The sequence below is a fragment of the Kluyvera cryocrescens NBRC 102467 genome (genome assembly GCF_001571285.1).
Lineage (GTDB): Bacteria > Pseudomonadota > Gammaproteobacteria > Enterobacterales > Enterobacteriaceae > Kluyvera > Kluyvera cryocrescens.
Genome location: NZ_BCTM01000026.1, coordinates 54,206 through 72,327 on the forward strand (window position 1 = coordinate 54,206; position 18,122 = coordinate 72,327).

Sequence of the window (18,122 nt, forward strand, 5' to 3'; positions counted from 1 at the left end):
GAGAAGGTAAAGATTATGACCAATATTATTGCAGTAACGGCTTGTCCTTCCGGTGTTGCACACACCTACATGGCTGCAGAAGCGCTGGAAAGCGCAGCGAAATCAAAAGGCTGGAACGTGAAGGTTGAAACGCAGGGGTCGATTGGTCAGGAAAATGAGCTGACGGCAAGCGATGTCGCGGCGGCCGACATGGTGATTCTCACCAAAGATATCGGCATCAAGTTTGAAGAGCGTTTCGCCGGTAAAACCATTGTTCGGGTTAATATTAGCGATGCGGTTAAACGCGCCGACGCTATTATGAATAAGATTGAGGCACATCTATCGCAAAGCGCCTAAGACGAGCTTCAATATCATCAACACACCCTGGCTGGCGGGCGCAAAGGATACTATTTGCGCTCGCCAGCGTGTGTTTTAGGCAAGGAGAGAACGATGACGGCAACGAGCGGACGAATGTTAGTGGCGGTAACTGCCTGCGTAAGCGGGGTCGCTCATACCTATATGGCGGCTGAGCGTCTGGAAAAACTCTGTCAGCAGGAAAAGTGGAGCATCAAAATTGAAACCCAGGGCGCGTTGGGGATTGAAAATGCGCTGACGGAAGACGATATCCGCCGGGCGGATGCGGTGCTATTGATTACCGATATTGAACTCAACGGTGCGGAACGCTTCATTCAGAGCCGCTATGTGCAATCCGGCATCAGCGCTTTTTTGCGTGAGCCGCAGAAGGTCATGAGCGCGGTACGCAAGCTACTGTCCGCGCCGCAGCACACGCATATTATTCTGCCGTAGTCAGCTGGCTGTGGTATTGGCGGCGATACTCGGACGGCGATCGGTCGGTATTTTTGCGAAACAGCCGGCAGAAGTAGTTGCTGTCGACAAAGCCACAGGCATGCGCGATCTCTTTAACCTTCAGGTCATACCCTTTCAGTAGCCGTCTGGCGTGCTCCAGGCGGGTATGATTGAGGTATTCGTTAAACCCCATAATCCCGCTTTTCTGGAACAGGTGCGACAGGTAGTTGGGGGAGATATAAAACGCCTGTGCGACGGATTCACGGGTCAGCGGTTCGGCAAAGTGAGTATCAATATATTCACGGATAGCGTCGAATAGCGCCTGGCTGCGCGAGGCGGTCTGGATTTGGCTGCTGAGAAGATCGGCGCAGTGGCTGATCAGGCTGGTGGCAATCAGCCGGGCGGTCTGCTGTTCCTGCGGCTGCATCTGGATTTCACCCATCGTTTGCAGCAGGAATGAGCCAACGCGCGGCCCTCGGCGCGCAACATGCTGTTTAGACACGTTTTTTAACTGCCGCCCATCCCACTGCTGCACGCTAAACCCCAGCTGTTGTTTACCAAACAGCACGCTCAGCGTTGTCGCGGGGCGATCCCAAAGCGGGTAGTTCCAGCCGCCAGCCGGGACATACAGCGCGTCCAGCCCGTTCATTCGCACTTCATCTCCATGCAGTCCGGCATCCGCCAGCTCCCCCGATAGCACAATCTCCAGACGCGGAAAATCGACCTGAAATGCCATGTCAGGCACCGGCATATGGCTTGTGGCAAACCAGATTTTTTGCAGCGGCGTAGTGCCCGAGGCAATGTGGGAAAGCAGTGGGTTGATGTCGAAAAACATGTGGCTCCCTGTCGTGATGTACAACGTAGAAACCTTAACTGAGGGTATAAAAAAAGGCCACAAAGAGTGTGGCCTTTTGCTGTTGGCTTCACTGTCCCCGGCGGCATTGCTGCGTATGGGCGACCTCGTGATTCATTAGCCGGTGTTACGCATACCCGCCGCAACGCCGGCGATGGTGACCATCAGCGCCTGTTCAACGTTATGGTCAGGTTCCAGACCTTCCTCTTCCGCTTTACGTGAACGGTGCAGCAGTTCGGCCTGCAGAACGTTCAGCGGGTCGGTATAGATGTTACGTAACTGGATAGACTCAGCGATCCACGGCAGGTCGGCCATCAGGTGCGCATCGTTCGCGATATCGAGCACCACTTTGATGTCGGCTTCCAGCAGTTCACGCAGTTCTGCACCCAGCGCCCACAGCTCCGGTTTCACCAGACGCTGATCGTAGTATTCCGCCAGCCACAGGTCAGCCTTCGAATAAACCATCTCCAGCATGCCCAGGCGGGTTGAGAAGAATGGCCAGTCGCGGCACATGGTTTCCAGTTTGCTCTGTTTGCCGTCTTCCACCACTTTTTGCAGCGCCGCGCCGGCACCCAGCCAGGCCGGCAGCATCAGGCGGTTCTGAGTCCAGGCGAAGATCCATGGAATGGCGCGCAGCGATTCCACGCCACCGGTTGGGCGACGTTTTGCCGGACGCGAGCCGAGCGGCAGTTTACCCAGTTCCTGTTCCGGAGTCGCGGAACGGAAGTAAGGAACAAAATCTTTATTTTCACGTACGTAGCCACGGTACATCTCGCAGGAGATATCCGACAGCTCGTCCATGATGCCGCGCCACTCTTCCTTCGGTTCTGGTGGTGGCAGCAGGTTGGCTTCCAGGATGGCGCTGGTGTACAGCGACAGGCTGCTGACGGTGACTTCCGGCAGGCCGTATTTAAAGCGGATCATCTCGCCCTGTTCGGTCACGCGCAGGCCGCCCTTCAGGCTTCCCGGAGGCTGAGACAGCAGCGCGGCGTGAGCCGGTGCGCCGCCGCGGCCGATAGAACCGCCGCGCCCGTGGAACAGCGTCAGCTCAATGCCGGCTTTCTCACAGGTTTTGATCAGCGCATCCTGCGCCTGGTACTGCGCCCACGAGGCGGCCATTACGCCCGCATCTTTAGCCGAGTCAGAGTAGCCAATCATGACCATCTGTTTGCCCTGAATAAAGCCACGGTACCAGTCGATATTCAGCAACTGTGTCATCACGTCATCGGCGTTGTTCAAGTCGTCCAGCGTTTCAAACAGCGGGGCAACCGGCAGCGCGAACGGGATACCCGCTTCTTTCAGCAGAAGGTGTACGGCCAGTACATCGGACGGAGTCTTCGCCATAGAGATAACGTAGGCCGCAACCGAACCCTGCGGGGCATCAACAATCGCTTTGCAGGTGTTGAGCACTTCGCGGGTGTCGTTGCTTGGTTCCCAGCTGCGCGGCAGCAGCGGGCGTTTAGAATTCAGTTCACGGATCAGGAAGGCCTGTTTGTCGGCTTCTGACCAGCTTTCATAGTCGCCGATACCCAGATAACGGGTCAGCTCGCCCAGCGCTTCGGTGTGGCGGGTGCTTTCCTGACGTACGTCGATACGCACCAGCGGCACGCCGAAACATTTCACACGGCGCAGGGTATCGAGCAGTTCGCCGTTGGCGATGATGCTCATTCCGCAGGCCTGCAGGGATTTGTAGCAAGCGTATAGCGGTTCCCACAGCTGTTCGTTTTGGCTGATAAGACCGGCCGGTTTTGGCAGACGCTGGCCTTTCAGACGCGCTTCCAGCCAGGCTTGGGTCGCCATCAGCTGGCCACGCAGGGTTTTCATCAGGTAGCGATACGGTTCGGTCGCACCGGCTTCACCCACCAGTTCGCGCAGTTCGTCGGTACACTCCACCATCGACAGCTCGGAGATCAGCACCTGCACATCTTTCAGGAACAGGTCGGTGGCTTTCCAGCGGCTCAGCAGCAGTACATGGCGGGTGATTTCGGCCGTCACATTCGGGTTGCCGTCGCGGTCACCGCCCATCCAGGAGGTGAAGCGCACTGGGACAAAATCGACAGGCAGTTTGTAGCCGAGGTTTTCTTCCAGCTGTTCGTTCAGCTCGCGCAGGTAGTTGGGTACCCCTTCCCACAGGCTGTTTTCGACCACCGCAAAGCCCCACTTGGCTTCATCAACCGGGCTTGGGCGGTGTTTGCGAATTTCATCGGTATGCCAGGACTGGGCAATCAGCTGGCGCAAACGGCGCATTACCTGGTTGCGCTCGTAGTCGGCGATATCCGTATTATCGAGTTGTTTCAGACAGTTGTTGATTTCACCCATTTTGTGGATCAGCGTACGACGCGTAATTTCGGTCGGGTGCGCGGTCAGCACCAGCTCCAGCGACAGGGATTCAACGGCCTGTTTAATCGTCGTTTCGTTGAGATTGGGTTGGTCTTTGAGTTTACGCAGAGTACGGGCAATCACTTCCGGGTTGCTCGCCGCTTCGCCTTTTGGCGAAATGCTGTGGTATTGCTCGGCGGTGTTGGCCAGATTCAGGAATTGGCTAAACGCACGGGCGACCGGCAGCAGCTCATCGTTGGACAGGTTCTGCAGCGTGGTAAGCAGCTCCTGGCGATTGGCTTCGTTGCCCGCACGAGAAGATTTGGACAACTTACGGATCGTTTCTACACGGTCAAGAATGTTCTCACCAAGCGCATCCTTGATGGTATCGCCTAGCACTTTACCGAGCATACTGACATTACTACGCAACGCGGAATATTGTTCGTTCATTAACCCAGACACCCCATCTCATTTTATTTTGTTATATCCCGGCCTCGGAACGGAAGGGCGAGATAAAGACACCTCTTTTATAAAGCCACGTAAAAACCCTTACGTCAATTGCTGCGAAATCGCTTCAGCAAACGAATAAATCGCGGCAATTTACGAAATTTAATTTGCTTCCTGCCAGATAAGAAATGCTTATGAAAATGTGAAGGAGATCGCGGGAATAGACGGTGCCGTGAGGGCGAGTGGGGGGCGGGCTGCGCGCTGTTTTGCCCGGGAACCTTCGGCTACCGGGCAGAACAGATTAATGCCAACAGAAGTGATGGACGACCTGAGAAATTAATTCGCGTGTCGGTTTAATAAAGCGGGTCTCGAGGTACTCGTCCGGCTGGTGCGCCTGGTTAATTGAGCCAGGACCTAAGACGATGGTCGGACACAGGTTCTGAATAAACGGCGCTTCGGTGCAGTAGTTAACGACTTCAGTTTTGGTGCCGAGCAGTTTTTCCAGCACTGCAACCAGCTGGTGATCCGGCGGGCATTCATAACCCGGAATCGGCGGATGCAGTTCGCTGATGGTCAAACGGCCAGGCCACTGTGCACTAACCGGTTCCAGCGCTTCATCCAGCAGGCCGTTAAGGTCGTTGAGCGTCATGCCCGGCAGCGGGCGAATATCCATGTGCAACTCGCAGCAGGCGCAAATGCGGTTGGAGGCATCGCCGCCGTGGAGGCTACCCAGGTTGAGCGTCGGGTACGGCACGGTGAAGGCGTCATAGTGATAGCGCTCTTTCAGCGAGTCGCGCAGCTGCATCACCCTGCCAATGGCGTCGTGCATGATTTCTATCGCGTTAACGCCGCGCGCCGGGTCGCTGGAGTGGCCGGACTGGCCGAGCACGCGAATGGCGTTAGACATATGGCCTTTGTGGGCGCGTACCGGCTGCAATGATGTTGGTTCGCCAATAATCGCGCAGTCCGGGCGCAGTTCGGTGGATTCGGCAAAGTAGCGTGCGCCGGCCATGCTGGTCTCTTCATCGGCGGTGGCCAGGATATAGAGCGGCTTTTTCAGCGTCGTCACATCGACATCACGCAGGGCGTCGAGGATAAACGCAAAGAAGCCTTTCATATCGGCGGTACCCAAACCGTAGAGCTTGTTGTCATGTTCGGTGAGAGTGAAGGGATCGCGCGTCCAACGGCCGTCATCGAATGGGACGGTATCCGTATGGCCCGCCAGCAGCAGACCGCCCGCACCGTGACCGGTGCTGGCGAGCAGGTTAAATTTATTGCGAGTACCAGGGACTGGCTGCACCTCGACCTTGAAGCCCAAAGAGGCAAACCAATCGGCGAGCAGAGTGATTAAAGACGCATTGCTCTGATCGAGCGCTTCTTCGGTTGCGCTGATGGACGGGGTGGCGATCAACGCACGGTAAATCTCGATAAATGGGGGTAAATTGTTTTTCATTGTTGACACACCTCGGGTCGTGATAGTATCAATATTCATGCAGTATTTGTGAATAAAAATACATTATCATTAGGCGTAAGAAAACCCACCAACTGTAGGGTGAAGTGATTACGCTTAATCAGGCAAACAGACATAAGAAGGTGAACTGCACCGATGTTTAATACGCTGATTGTGGGCGCGAGCGGTTATGCTGGCGCGGAACTTGTGACCTATGTAAATCGCCATCCTCATATGAACATAACCGCTTTGACGGTCTCAGCGCAAAGCAATGATGCGGGAAAGCTAATCTCTGATTTGCATCCACAGCTAAAAGGCATTGTCGACCTGCCGTTGCAGCCGATGTCCGACATCAGTGAATTCAGCGCGGGAGTGGACGTGGTGTTCCTCGCTACCGCCCATGAAGTCAGCCACGATCTGGCACCGCAGTTTTTGGCCGCGGGCTGCGTGGTATTCGACCTGTCCGGTGCGTTCCGCGTGAACGACGGCGCCTTCTACGAAAAATATTACGGCTTTACTCATCAGTACCCGGAGCTGCTGGCGCAGGCGGTGTATGGCCTTGCCGAGTGGAGCGCCGACGCGCTGAAAGAGGCGAAGCTGATTGCGGTTCCGGGCTGTTATCCAACGGCGGCGCAGCTGTCGCTAAAACCGCTGATCGACGGCGATTTGCTGGATCTCAATCAGTGGCCGGTGATCAACGCCACCTCCGGCGTGAGCGGCGCGGGGCGTAAAGCGGCGATCTCCAATAGCTTCTGCGAAGTGAGCCTGCAGCCGTACGGCGTGTTTACCCATCGCCATCAGCCGGAAATTGCCAGCCATCTGGGGGCCGAGGTGATTTTCACTCCGCATCTGGGCAACTTCCCGCGCGGTATTCTGGAAACCATTACCTGCCGTCTGAAGCCGGGCGTCACGCATGCGCAGGTGACCGAGACGCTGCAGCAAGCCTACGCCGACAAGCCAATGGTCCGTTTATACGAAAAAGGTGTGCCAGCGCTGAAAAACGTGGTTGGCCTGCCGTTCTGTGATATCGGTTTTGCCGTTCAGGGTGAACACCTGATCGTGGTGGCGACCGAGGACAACTTATTAAAAGGTGCTGCCGCACAGGCCGTGCAGTGCGCCAATATCCGTTTCGGCTTCGCTGAGACGCAGTCTCTTATCTAAGGTGTGATGACGATGAATCCATTAATTATCAAACTGGGCGGCGTGTTATTGGATAGCGAAGAAGCGCTGGAGCGTCTGTTTACCGCGCTGGTGAACTATCGCGAATCGCATCAGCGCCCGCTGGTGATTGTCCACGGCGGCGGCTGCGTGGTGGATGAGCTGATGAAACAGCTTAACCTGCCGGTGAAAAAGAAAAATGGCCTGCGCGTTACGCCTGCCGATCAGATTGACATCATTACCGGTGCGCTGGCGGGAACCGCCAACAAAACGCTGCTGGCGTGGGCGAAGAAGCATGACATTGCCTCTGTTGGTCTGTTCCTGGGCGATGGCGACAGCGTGCAGGTGACCAAGCTGGATGAAGAGCTGGGCCACGTAGGTCTGGCGCAGCCTGGCTCACCGAAGCTGATTAACCTGCTGCTGGAAGGCGGGTTCCTGCCGGTGGTGAGCTCCATCGGCGTAACCGCCGAGGGGCAGTTGATGAACGTCAACGCTGACCAGGCAGCAACCGCGCTGGCTGCTACGCTGGGTGCGGACCTGATCCTGCTCTCCGACGTCAGCGGCATTCTGGATGGCAAAGGGCAGCGTATTGCTGAGATGACGGCGGCGAAAGCCGAACAGCTGATCGACCAGGGAATTATTACCGACGGCATGATTGTGAAGGTGAATGCGGCGCTTGATGCGGCACGTACTTTGGGCCGCCCGGTCGATATTGCCTCCTGGCGCCACGCCGAGCAGCTGCCAGCGCTGTTTAACGGCACGCCAATCGGCACGCGTATTCTGGCTTAATGTTTAGGTGCCAGAGGGCGGCGATGCCTTCCGGCGACCGGAACAGAACCTGTAGGCCGGATGAGCGCAGCGCCATCCGGCAGTGAAATCGAAGAATTTAAGGAAATTTGTTATGGCACTTTGGGGCGGGCGTTTTACTCAGGCAGCGGATCAGCGGTTCAAACAGTTCAATGACTCTTTGCGCTTTGACTATCGCCTGGCTGAGCAGGATATCGTCGGTTCTGTCGCCTGGTCTAAAGCGCTGGTCACCGTTGGCGTACTGACCGAGCAGGAACAGAATCAGTTGGAAGACGCTCTGAGCGTGCTGTTGGAAGAGGTGCGTGCAAACCCGCAGCAGATTTTGCAAAGCGATGCTGAAGATATCCATAGCTGGGTGGAAGGGAAGCTTATCGATAAAGTCGGCCAGTTGGGCAAAAAACTGCACACCGGCCGTAGCCGTAACGATCAGGTCGCTACCGATCTCAAACTGTGGTGTAAAGACACCGTGGCTGAACTGCTGGTGGCAAACCGTCAGCTGCAAAGCGCGCTGGTGGAGACCGCGCAGGCCAACCAGGATGCGGTAATGCCGGGTTATACCCATCTGCAGCGTGCGCAGCCGGTGACTTTTGCTCACTGGTGCCTGGCCTACGTTGAGATGCTGGCGCGTGATGAAAGCCGTCTGCACGATACCCTCAAGCGTCTCGACGTGAGCCCGCTGGGCTGCGGTGCGTTGGCGGGTACTGCGTATGAGATTGACCGTGAACAGCTGGCCGGCTGGCTGGGCTTTGCCTCCGCGACCCGTAATAGCCTCGATAGCGTTTCTGACCGTGACCACGTGCTGGAACTGCTCTCCAATGCTTCTATTGGTATGGTGCATCTGTCGCGCTTCGCCGAAGATCTGATCTTCTTTAATACCGGCGAGGCCGGTTTCGTTGAGCTTTCCGACCGCGTGACCTCCGGCTCTTCGCTGATGCCGCAGAAGAAAAACCCGGATGCGCTCGAGCTTATTCGTGGCAAATGCGGCCGCGTGCAGGGCGCGTTGACCGGCATGATGATGACGCTGAAAGGCCTACCGCTGGCCTACAACAAAGATATGCAGGAAGACAAAGAAGGGGTCTTCGATGCGCTGGATACCTGGATGGACTGTCTGCATATGGCGGCGCTGGTGCTGGACGGTATCCAGGTGAAACGTCCTCGCTGTCAGGAAGCGGCACAGCAAGGCTATGCCAATGCCACTGAACTGGCGGACTATCTGGTCGCGAAAGGCGTTCCGTTCCGCGAAGCGCACCATATCGTGGGTGAGGTGGTGGTTGAAGCGATTGCCCAAGGCAAGCCGCTGGAAGAGCTGGCGCTGGCTGACCTGCAGAAATTCAGTGCGGTGATTGGCGATGATGTCTATCCGATCCTGTCGCTGCAATCCTGCTTGGATAAACGTGCGGCCAAAGGCGGCGTGTCGCCGCAGCAGGTGGCGCAGGCCATTCGCGATGCGCAGGCGCGTCTGAGCTAACTTTCAGCACGAATAAGAGATGATTGAGCCCGGCCGAGCGCAGCGACGCCGGGTTTTTTACGCGCAAAAAAAGCGGGCCACGGGGCCCGCAAACGTTCATGTTGGCTTTTGTTAGTCGAGTTTGAGAGAAACTCCGAATCAGTGTGACGACTTCAAGGGTTAAACGAGGGTCACCTGTTTCTGTGCTGTATTATTAAACAGAATCCTTGATAGGGATAATCATTCATTGCTATTCTATCTATCGCCATGGGCTATCGTGGCGATGGAGGAAGAATAATGAATATTCGCGATCTTGAATACCTGGTGGCATTGGCTGAACATCGGCACTTCCGCCGGGCGGCAGATTCCTGCCATGTCAGTCAGCCAACCCTGAGCGGGCAGATTCGTAAACTGGAAGATGAACTGGGCGTGATGCTGCTGGAACGGACTAGCCGCAAAGTGCTGTTTACCCAAGCGGGGCTGCTGCTGGTGGACCAGGCGCGTACCGTGTTACGCGAGGTCAAAGTGCTTAAGGAAATGGCAAGCCAGCAGGGGGAGACGATGTCCGGCCCGCTGCATATCGGCCTGATTCCAACCGTTGGCCCGTATCTATTGCCTCATATTATCCCGATACTGCACCAAACGTTCCCGAAGCTGGAAATGTATCTGCACGAAGCGCAAACCCATCAGCTGCTGGCGCAACTCGACAGCGGTAAGCTGGACTGCGTGATTCTGGCGCTGGTGAAGGAAAGCGAGGCATTTATCGAAGTTCCGCTGTATGACGAACCGATGCTGCTGGCGATCTATGAGGATCACCCGTGGGCCGAGCGCGATCGCGTGCCGATGTCGGATCTGGCCGGTGAAAAGCTGCTGATGCTGGAAGATGGCCACTGCTTGCGCGATCAGGCGATGGGCTTCTGCTTTGAGGCGGGCGCGGATGAAGATACCCATTTCCGGGCAACCAGTCTGGAGACGCTGCGTAATATGGTGGCGGCGGGGAGCGGCATTACTTTGCTGCCAGCGCTAGCGGTACCGCAGGAACGCAAGCGCGATGGCGTCGTGTATCTGCCGTGTATTAAGCCGGAACCGCGTCGTACCGTGGGTCTGGTCTATCGACCAGGATCGCCGCTGCGCAGCCGCTATGAGCAGCTGGCAGAGGCCGTCCGTGAAACGATGGACGGCCATTTCGACAAAGCGCTAAAAAAGGCGATTTAAGCCGTTCAGCGCGGCTACCCGGTAGGCTTCCGCCATGGTCGGGTAGTTAAAGGTGGTGTTAACGAAGTACTCAATGGTGTTACCACCGCCTTTCTGCTCCATAATCGCCTGGCCGATATGAATAATTTCGGCCGCGCGCTCGCCAAAGCAGTGAATCCCGAGGATTTCCTTGGTTTCCCGATGGAACAGGATCTTCAGGGTTCCTACGCTCATACCGACGATTTGCGCTCGCGCCAGGTGTTTAAACTGCGCACGACCCACTTCATACGGCACTTTCATTGCGGTTAGCTGCTGCTCGGTTTTCCCGACTGAACTGATTTCTGGAATGGTGTAGATCCCGGTTGGGATATCTTCAATCAGATGCCCAGATGCTTCACCTTTCATCAGTGCCTGCGCGGCGATACGGCCCTGGTCATAGGCGGCGGACGCAAGGCTCGGGTAGCCGATAACGTCACCGACGGCATAGACGTGCGGCAGCGCGGTCTGATAGAGGCTATTCACCTTCAACTGACCACGGCTGTCGGCCTGCAGGCCAATGTTTTCCAGCGCCAGCGATTCGGTGTTGCCGGTACGGCCGTTGGCAAACAGCAGGCAGTCGGCTTTGAGTTTTTTGCCGGATTTCAGGTGCATGATGACGCCATCGTCTACGCCTTCAATCTTCTCGTATTCTTCGTTGTGGCGAATCACCACCCCGCTGTTCCAGAAGTGATAGGAAAGCGAATCTGACATCTCCTGATCGAGGAATGCCAGTAGACGGTCGCGGGTGTTGATGAGATCAACTTTCACGTCCATGCCACGGAAGATAGAGGCGTATTCGCAGCCGATCACCCCTGCGCCATAGATAATCACGTGGCGAGGTTCATGGTGCAGGCTGAGGATAGAGTCGCTGTCATAAATGCGTGGATGATTAAAGTCGACGTCTGCCGGGCGATACGGACGGGAGCCGCAGGCAATCACGAACTTCTCGGCGGTCAACGTTTCGACCGAACCGTCCGGGCATTTCAGGGCGATGGTGTGATCATCGACAAAATGGGCGTCGCCCTGCAGCATTTCACAGTGGTTACGCTCGTAAAAGCCCTGACGCATACGCGTCTGCTGATTAATCACGCTATCAGCGTGATTCAGGATGTCGGCAAATGAGGAACGGAGGAGTCGGCTGTGGTCGCTGTAGAGAGGGTTCTGGTTGAATTCGATAATACGGCTGACGGCGTGGCGAAGGGCTTTGGACGGGATTGTGCCCCAGTGGGTACAGCCGCCGCCGACATTATGGTAACGCTCAATAACGGCGACGTGGGCTCCTTGCTTCACCAAACCCATAGCAGCGCCTTCGCCGCCGGGGCCGGAACCAATAATGACTGCATCATAATCGTAGGAATGTGGCATGGTAAGGCTTACCTGTTCTTATACATAAAAGCAACAGAATCATAACATCATCGAAGAAATAACCCAATTATCGTTGGGCTTTTTTCATACGAAATAGCATAAATAGCATGTAAACAATCATTAACAAAGCTGCGTAAGTGGAATCGTTTTAATCTCTGGTATAGTGCCAGCACGGCATATGGAAGGATTCAGTTATCGTGATGGGTGTTAGAGCGCAACAAAAAGAAAAAACCCGGCGTTCGCTGGTGGAAGCGGCATTCAGTCAACTCAGCGCCGAGCGTAGTTTTGCCAGCCTGAGTCTGCGTGAAGTCGCGCGTGAGGCGGGCATTGCGCCAACGTCCTTTTATCGCCATTTCCGTGATGTCGATGAACTTGGGCTGACGATGGTTGATGAGAGCGGCCTGATGCTCCGCCAATTGATGCGTCAGGCTCGCCAACGTATTGCCAAAGGTGGCAGCGTTATTCGTACCTCTGTTTCAACCTTTATGGAATTTATCGGCAATAACCCGAACGCCTTTCGCCTGCTGCTGCGCGAGCGTTCCGGCACCTCTGCGGCATTTCGAGCGGCAGTCGCCCGCGAGATTCAGCACTTTATTGCGGAACTTGCTGACTATCTCGAAATCGAAAACCATATGCCTCGTGCGTTTACTGAAGCACAGGCGGAGGCGATGGTTACTATCGTATTTAGCGCGGGAGCGGAGGCTTTAGATGTTGGCCTCGAGCAGCGTCGGCAGCTGGAAGAGCGGCTGGTGCTGCAGTTACGGATGATTTCCAAAGGCGCATACTACTGGTACCGCCGCGAACAAGAGAAAAGTCACGTCATTCCGAATAAGGTGGTAGACGAGCAATGAAACAGTCAGGTCAAGATAAAGGTACGCTGCTGCTGGCGCTGTTGGCTGGCTTATCAATTAACGGCACGTTTGCAGCGCTGTTCAGCTCCATCGTCCCTTTCTCCGACTTTCCGATAATTTCTCTGGTGCTGACGGTGTATTGTCTGCATCAACGCTATCAAAACCGCACGATGCCGGTCGGATTACCCGGCCTGTCAGCCGCCTGCTTTATCCTGGGCGTGTTGCTTTATAGCACCGTGGTACGGGCGGAATACCCGGATATCGGCTCTAACTTCTTCCCGGCGGTATTGTCGGTAGCGATGGTCTTCTGGATTGGCTATCGGATGCGTAACCGTAAGCAGGGGATTTCGGAGTAAGATTGTGGGCCCGGTAGCGCGATGCTGACCGGGCCCGTGATGATATTACTTCTTCGTCAGCAGTACGCCGCATTCCATGTGGTGGGTGTACGGGAACTGATCGAACAGCGCCAGGCGAGTGACATGATGCGTCTGGCTTAATGTTTCCAGGTTCTGGCACAGCGTCTCCGGGTTACAGGAGATGTACAGGATGTTCGGGTAGGCCTGCACCATCTTCTCGGTTTCGCTATCCAGCCCGCTGCGCGGCGGATCGACAAAAATCGTCTCACACTGGTAGCTTTTCAAATCGATACCCTGCAAACGGTTAAATTCCCGCACGCCGTTCATCGCCTGAGTAAACTCTTCCGCCGCCATGCGAATAATTTGCACGTTGTCGATCTGGTTAGCAGCAATGTTGTACTGGGCGGCAGCAACCGAGGGTTTGGCGATTTCGGTCGCCAGCACGCGGTTAAAGTTGCGCGCCAGCGCCAGCGAGAAGTTGCCGTTACCACAGTAAAGCTCCAGCAGATCGCCACGTGAATTCTGTGTGGTATCCAGCGCCCATTCCAACATCTGAACGTTCATCGCCGCATTGGGCTGGGTGAAACTGTTCTCGACCTGGCGGTAGATCATCTCTTTGCCAGCAACCGGCAGGCGCTCATCAATATAGTCCTGATCCAGCTCGATTTTGGTTTTGGTCGCGCGGCCAATCAGGTGCACGTTTAAGCCTTTCGCACGCAGCGCATCGCGTAGCGCTTCGGCCTGTTCGCGCCAGGCGTCATCGAGTTTTTTATGGTACAGCAGTGAGACCACCGCCTGATCGCTCAGAGTGGTGAGGTAGTCAATCTGGAACAGCTTGTGACGCAGCACCTGATTATCGCGGACGCCGTCGAGCATGGCGGTCATCAGCGTATTGATAAGCTGGCTGGCAGCCGGGAACGCATCGACGCGAATGCGGCTCTTGGTCTGCTGGTCAAACATAATATGGTAGAGATCATCGCCGTCGTGCCAGATGCGGAATTCCGCACGCATCCGGTAGTGGCTGACCGGTGAGCGAAACACCTCCGGCGCAGGTGCGCTAAACGGCGCCATCATCGTTTTCAGGCGAGTGACTTTCTCGGCGAGCTGAGCGTCGTACTGATCGGTTGGGAGATGTTCGGGGGTCATGATGCATCCTGAATAGTAAAAGTACGCGGGGATTGTAGGGCTTGTTCAGGGGATGTCCAGCCTCACGCGGGTTAAAATGATAAATAGCAGTCTGGACATCCGTATGTAACTAAATGTAGCATTCGCGTACCGGTCCTGTGAGTTAAAAGGGAACCCAGTGTAAATCTGGGGCTGACGCGCAGCGGTAAGGAAGGTGAGAGGGGAGCGCACTTGGTGCAGACACTGCGGCTTGTCGTGGGAAATCATCCTCTCTTTTATATAGCCTCCAAGCCCGAAGACCTGCCGGATGACGTCGCATGAGGTTTTATCGTCGCGAGCAACTGATAAAGCCTGCGGCATCCTTTATCTATTTCGGATGCTTTTAAAATGATTAAAAAAGTTTCGCTGATGACGGCGTTATCCGTCACGGCATTTTCCGGCTGGGCGCAGGATAGCAATTCAGACACGCTGGTCGTTACCGCCAACCGTTTTCAACAACCGGTGAATAGCGTTCTGGCGCCGACTGATGTCGTGACGCGTGATGATATTCAACGCTGGCAGTCAAAAGATCTCAACGATGTGATGCGCCGTCTACCGGGTGTGGATATCTCTCAAACCGGCGGCATGGGAAATAGCTCTTCTCTGTATATCCGTGGCACTGAGTCTCGTCACGTGCTGGTGCTCATTGATGGGGTACCAATGGCGCGCGCCGGCATTGGCAATGCGATTGATATTGGCCAGATTCCGGTATCCCTGGTGCAGCGTATCGAATACATCCGCGGACCACGCTCGGCTGTTTATGGTTCCGGGGCGATTGGCGGTGTAGTTAACATCATAACCATGAGCGATGATGAACGTGCGCAGATTAATGCCGGAATGGGATCGAATGGCTATCAGACTTATGACGGTGCGGTAAATAAACGTTTTGGTGACACGTTGGTGACGGCGGCTGGCGCTTACCAGACGACCAAAGGCTTTAACGTTATACCGGATTCTCCTTATAGCGGTGATAGCGACCGCGATGGTTATCGCAACAAGCTGTTCTGGGGAGCTGTGCAACACAAGTTCGACGATAGCCTCTCTGGGTTCTTCCGCGGCTACGGATATACGGCAAACAATGATTACGATCAGGATACGAAATATGGGTCTCCTGAAGGTAATGATGAAGGCCAGAACTATAATCAATCCTGGGACACGGGGCTGCGTTATAACTCAGATATCTACTCTACTCAGCTTATCGCAAATTATCAGCACCTTAAAAACTACAACTACAGTAGCAACCTTGGCCGCTATGCGGGTAGTGCCACACTGGATAACATGGAGCAGCGTTACATCCAATGGGGTAACAGCGTTGAGGTCGGACACGGCGCGATTAGCGGCGGTGTTGACTGGAAACAGGAAAAGCTGACATCCAGCAGCACAACGAATTCTGATGTTTATAAACGTGATACCACGGGTCTTTACCTGACCGGGCAGCAGCAGATCGATACCGTCACGCTAGAAGCATCGGGTCGTGAAGACCACGATGAACAGTTTGGCTGGCACGGTACGTGGCAGACGGCTGCAGGTTGGGAATTTGTTGATGGTTACCGTGCAACGCTTTCTTATGGTACCAGTTTCCTCGCGCCGTCTCTGGGGCAGCAATTCGGTGCAACGCGTTATGCATCGCAATATTATTCAGGTATTGCAGCAAACCCGAATCTGAAACCGGAAGAGTCTAAACAGTGGGAAGCGGGAATTGATGGGATTACGGGACCGCTGGATTGGAAGATTTCAGCGTACCACTATGAAATTCAAAATCTGATCGATTATAAGACTACGGGCACTTTCAACCAGTATGTCAACGTGAAGTCGGCCACCATCAAAGGTCTGGAGTGGACCGGGAACATGACAACTGGCCCGGTAGAACACCACCTGACGTTGCAGTATGTTGATCCGCGTGACGATGAAACCAATCAGGTTCTTGCCCGCCGTGCGAAACAGCAGGTGAAGTATGAGGTAACCGGGCAGGTTTACAATCTCGGTTGGAATATTGCGTACCAATATATGGGTCAACGTTATGACAACGACTATGACGAGACAACAAACACCTCTAGTCGGGTTAAAGTGGGCGGTGTGAGTCTTTGGGATATCGGATTGTCATATCCGGTCACCTCACACCTGACAGTTCGTGGTAAAATCGCCAACCTGTTCGATAAAGATTACGAGACAGCATATGGCTACCAAACTGCAGGACGGGAATACACCTTGTCTGGCAGCTACACCTTCTAAACCACGTCCCACCGTCCTGGTCTTCGACTCCGGGGTCGGTGGGTTGTCGGTCTACGATGAGATCCGTCACCTTCTGCCGGATCTCCATTACATCTACGCTTTCGATAATGTCGCTTTCCCGTATGGGGAAAAGAGCGAAGAGTTTATCGTTGAACGCGTCCTTGAAATTGTCACCGCCGTACAGCAACGCTATCCATTAGCGCTTGCAGTTATCGCCTGTAATACGGCAAGCACGGTATCGCTGCCGGCGCTACGTGAGAAGTTCGCTTTCCCGGTTGTTGGCGTCGTGCCAGCCATCAAACCGGCGGCGCGTCTGTCGGCCAACCGTATTATTGGTCTGCTGGCAACGCGGGGAACGGTCAAGCGTCCTTATACACACGAGCTGATCGCCCGCTTTGCGGATGAATGCAAAATCGAAATGCTGGGTTCCGCCGAGCTGGTCGAGCTGGCGGAAGCGAAGCTGCACGGTGAACCGGTTTCGCTGGAAGAGCTGCGTCGTATTCTGCGCCCATGGCTGCGTATGCAAGAGCCGCCGGATACCGTTGTTCTGGGTTGCACCCATTTCCCTCTATTACAAGAGGAGCTTTTGCAGGTGCTGCCGGAAGGAACGCGCTTGGTTGATTCTGGCGCGGCAATTGCCCGTCGCACTGCCTGGCTACTTGAACATGAAGCACCGGATGCAAAATCCAGCGACGCGAATCAGGCTTATTGCATGGCGTTAACGAATGAGATTGAGCAACTTTTACCCGTTTTACAGCGTTATGGCTTTGAAACGCTCGAAAAACTGCCTGTTTCGGCCTGAATTGAGCAAAAAAGAGGCGGTTGAAAAGTTTTTTTAAAACAGGGGTTGTCAACGTCTCAGAACTCCCTATAATGCGCCACCACTGACACGGAACAACGGCAAACAAGCCGCCGGGTCAGCGAGGTTCTCCTGAGAACTTCGACAGAGAAAAGCGAAATTAAATGCTTGACTCTAAGGCGGGAAAGCGTAATATGCACATCCCGCGCCGCTGAGAAAGCGAAGCGGCACTGCTCTTTAACAATTTATCAGACAATCTGTGTGGGCACTCAAAGTGACATGGATTCTTAACGTCGCAAGACGAAAAATGAATACCAAGTCTCAACGAGTGAACATACGTAATTCATTACGAAGTTTAATTCATTGAGCATCAAACACTTTTAAATTGAAGAGTTTGATCATGGCTCAGATTGAACGCTGGCGGCAGGCCTAACACATGCAAGTCGAACGGTAACACAGAGAGCTTGCTCTTGGGTGACGAGTGGCGGACGGGTGAGTAATGTCTGGGAAACTGCCCGATGGAGGGGGATAACTACTGGAAACGGTAGCTAATACCGCATAACGTCGCAAGACCAAAGTGGGGGACCTTCGGGCCTCACACCATCGGATGTGCCCAGATGGGATTAGCTAGTAGGTGGGGTAATGGCTCACCTAGGCGACGATCCCTAGCTGGTCTGAGAGGATGACCAGCCACACTGGAACTGAGACACGGTCCAGACTCCTACGGGAGGCAGCAGTGGGGAATATTGCACAATGGGCGCAAGCCTGATGCAGCCATGCCGCGTGTATGAAGAAGGCCTTCGGGTTGTAAAGTACTTTCAGCGAGGAGGAAGGCATTAAGGTTAATAATCTTAG

General features: G+C 54.8%; 14 protein-coding genes, 1 rRNA gene, 1 pseudogene and 1 riboswitch. Of the genes and pseudogenes, 11 read left to right on the forward strand and 5 right to left on the reverse strand.

What is annotated here, in order from left to right; all coding sequences use genetic code 11:
- Positions 1 to 15 precede the first annotated feature (15 nt).
- Positions 16 to 336, forward strand: coding sequence for a PTS fructose-like transporter subunit IIB (locus tag KCR01S_RS17810; RefSeq protein ID WP_061284431.1), 321 nt, complete (start codon positions 16 to 18; stop codon positions 334 to 336).
- A gap of 93 nt (positions 337 to 429) precedes the next feature.
- Positions 430 to 786: a PTS fructose-like transporter subunit IIB gene (locus tag KCR01S_RS17815; protein ID WP_061284432.1), complete on the forward strand. Its 357-nt coding sequence runs from the start codon at positions 430 to 432 to the stop codon at positions 784 to 786.
- On the opposite strand, the gene KCR01S_RS17820 is transcribed toward KCR01S_RS17815, so the two are convergent.
- From KCR01S_RS17820 to argE, 3 genes are all read right to left on the reverse strand, one after another.
- On the reverse strand, positions 773 to 1,621 hold the full coding sequence (locus KCR01S_RS17820) for a helix-turn-helix transcriptional regulator (protein WP_061284433.1): 849 nt from the start codon (positions 1,619 to 1,621) through the stop codon (positions 773 to 775). The two genes, KCR01S_RS17815 and KCR01S_RS17820, sit on opposite strands and share 14 nt — an antisense overlap.
- A gap of 135 nt (positions 1,622 to 1,756) precedes the next feature.
- Positions 1,757 to 4,408, reverse strand: coding sequence for a phosphoenolpyruvate carboxylase (ppc, locus tag KCR01S_RS17825; protein ID WP_061284434.1), 2,652 nt, complete (start codon positions 4,406 to 4,408; stop codon positions 1,757 to 1,759).
- Between the two features lie 298 nt (positions 4,409 to 4,706).
- A complete protein-coding gene (gene argE / locus KCR01S_RS17830; RefSeq protein ID WP_061284435.1) occupies positions 4,707 to 5,858 on the reverse strand; it encodes an acetylornithine deacetylase in 1,152 nt (383 codons plus the stop codon).
- Between the two features lie 153 nt (positions 5,859 to 6,011).
- Between argE and argC the strand changes: the two genes are divergently transcribed.
- The 4 genes from argC to oxyR all read left to right on the forward strand — a co-directional run bounded on the left by argC (position 6,012) and on the right by oxyR (position 10,482).
- Positions 6,012 to 7,016, forward strand: a complete 1,005-nt coding sequence (gene argC, locus KCR01S_RS17835) for an N-acetyl-gamma-glutamyl-phosphate reductase (protein WP_061284436.1) — start codon at positions 6,012 to 6,014, stop codon at positions 7,014 to 7,016.
- Positions 7,017 to 7,028: 12 nt separating this feature from the next.
- A complete protein-coding gene (gene argB / locus KCR01S_RS17840) occupies positions 7,029 to 7,802 on the forward strand; it encodes an acetylglutamate kinase (RefSeq protein WP_061284437.1) in 774 nt (257 codons plus the stop codon).
- A 112-nt stretch (positions 7,803 to 7,914) separates the two neighbouring features.
- A complete protein-coding gene (gene argH / locus KCR01S_RS17845; protein ID WP_061284438.1) occupies positions 7,915 to 9,288 on the forward strand; it encodes an argininosuccinate lyase in 1,374 nt (457 codons plus the stop codon).
- Between the two features lie 276 nt (positions 9,289 to 9,564).
- Positions 9,565 to 10,482: a DNA-binding transcriptional regulator OxyR gene (gene oxyR / locus KCR01S_RS17850; RefSeq protein WP_052285752.1), complete on the forward strand. Its 918-nt coding sequence runs from the start codon at positions 9,565 to 9,567 to the stop codon at positions 10,480 to 10,482.
- Here oxyR and sthA read toward each other — a convergent pair.
- Entirely contained in the window at positions 10,465 to 11,865 is a 1,401-nt protein-coding gene (sthA, locus tag KCR01S_RS17855) for a Si-specific NAD(P)(+) transhydrogenase (protein ID WP_061284439.1), read from the reverse strand. The two genes, oxyR and sthA, sit on opposite strands and share 18 nt — an antisense overlap.
- A gap of 197 nt (positions 11,866 to 12,062) precedes the next feature.
- Here sthA and fabR point away from each other — a divergent pair.
- Both fabR and KCR01S_RS17865 read left to right on the forward strand, forming a co-directional pair.
- Positions 12,063 to 12,697 (forward strand): annotated as a pseudogene (gene fabR, locus KCR01S_RS17860) (HTH-type transcriptional repressor FabR).
- A 15-nt stretch (positions 12,698 to 12,712) separates the two neighbouring features.
- Complete coding sequence (locus KCR01S_RS17865; RefSeq protein WP_061284441.1) at positions 12,713 to 13,072, forward strand: YijD family membrane protein; 360 nt, start codon at positions 12,713 to 12,715, stop codon at positions 13,070 to 13,072.
- 45 nt (positions 13,073 to 13,117) lie between these two features.
- Here KCR01S_RS17865 and trmA read toward each other — a convergent pair whose 3' ends face one another.
- Positions 13,118 to 14,218 carry a tRNA (uridine(54)-C5)-methyltransferase TrmA gene (trmA, locus tag KCR01S_RS17870; RefSeq protein WP_061284442.1) on the reverse strand — a complete coding sequence of 367 codons (1,101 nt, stop codon included), beginning with the start codon at positions 14,216 to 14,218 and terminating at the stop codon, positions 13,118 to 13,120.
- A 113-nt stretch (positions 14,219 to 14,331) separates the two neighbouring features.
- A riboswitch (cobalamin riboswitch) is annotated at positions 14,332 to 14,519 on the forward strand.
- A 65-nt stretch (positions 14,520 to 14,584) separates the two neighbouring features.
- Between trmA and btuB the strand changes: the two genes are divergently transcribed.
- The 3 genes from btuB to KCR01S_RS17885 form a co-directional block, all read left to right on the forward strand.
- Positions 14,585 to 16,468 carry a TonB-dependent vitamin B12 receptor BtuB gene (btuB, locus tag KCR01S_RS17875; RefSeq protein ID WP_061284443.1) on the forward strand — a complete coding sequence of 628 codons (1,884 nt, stop codon included), beginning with the start codon at positions 14,585 to 14,587 and terminating at the stop codon, positions 16,466 to 16,468.
- Positions 16,413 to 17,270 (forward strand): glutamate racemase, encoded by an 858-nt coding sequence (murI, locus tag KCR01S_RS17880; RefSeq protein WP_061284444.1) that lies wholly within the window; start codon positions 16,413 to 16,415, stop codon positions 17,268 to 17,270. Before btuB ends, murI begins: the two co-directional genes overlap by 56 nt.
- Positions 17,271 to 17,649: 379 nt before the next feature.
- Positions 17,650 to 18,122, forward strand: a 16S ribosomal RNA gene (locus KCR01S_RS17885); the annotation flags it as partial.

Excerpts from the sequence above, each read along its gene's own strand:
- ppc (WP_061284434.1), bottom strand. The coding sequence starts at position 4,408 with ATGAACGAACAATATTCCGCGTTGCGTAGTAATGTCAGTATGCTCGGT.
- argE (WP_061284435.1), bottom strand. The coding sequence starts at position 5,858 with ATGAAAAACAATTTACCCCCATTTATCGAGATTTACCGTGCGTTGATC.
- trmA (WP_061284442.1), bottom strand. The coding sequence starts at position 14,218 with ATGACCCCCGAACATCTCCCAACCGATCAGTACGACGCTCAGCTCGCC.
- btuB (WP_061284443.1), top strand. The coding sequence starts at position 14,585 with ATGATTAAAAAAGTTTCGCTGATGACGGCGTTATCCGTCACGGCATTT.
- KCR01S_RS17815 (WP_061284432.1), top strand. The coding sequence starts at position 430 with ATGACGGCAACGAGCGGACGAATGTTAGTGGCGGTAACTGCCTGCGTA.
- argC (WP_061284436.1), top strand. The coding sequence starts at position 6,012 with ATGTTTAATACGCTGATTGTGGGCGCGAGCGGTTATGCTGGCGCGGAA.
- murI (WP_061284444.1), top strand. The coding sequence starts at position 16,413 with ATGGCTACCAAACTGCAGGACGGGAATACACCTTGTCTGGCAGCTACA.
- argB (WP_061284437.1), top strand. The coding sequence starts at position 7,029 with ATGAATCCATTAATTATCAAACTGGGCGGCGTGTTATTGGATAGCGAA.
- sthA (WP_061284439.1), bottom strand. The coding sequence starts at position 11,865 with ATGCCACATTCCTACGATTATGATGCAGTCATTATTGGTTCCGGCCCC.
- KCR01S_RS17820 (WP_061284433.1), bottom strand. The coding sequence starts at position 1,621 with ATGTTTTTCGACATCAACCCACTGCTTTCCCACATTGCCTCGGGCACT.
- oxyR (WP_052285752.1), top strand. The coding sequence starts at position 9,565 with ATGAATATTCGCGATCTTGAATACCTGGTGGCATTGGCTGAACATCGG.
- KCR01S_RS17865 (WP_061284441.1), top strand. The coding sequence starts at position 12,713 with ATGAAACAGTCAGGTCAAGATAAAGGTACGCTGCTGCTGGCGCTGTTG.
- KCR01S_RS17810 (WP_061284431.1), top strand. The coding sequence starts at position 16 with ATGACCAATATTATTGCAGTAACGGCTTGTCCTTCCGGTGTTGCACAC.
- argH (WP_061284438.1), top strand. The coding sequence starts at position 7,915 with ATGGCACTTTGGGGCGGGCGTTTTACTCAGGCAGCGGATCAGCGGTTC.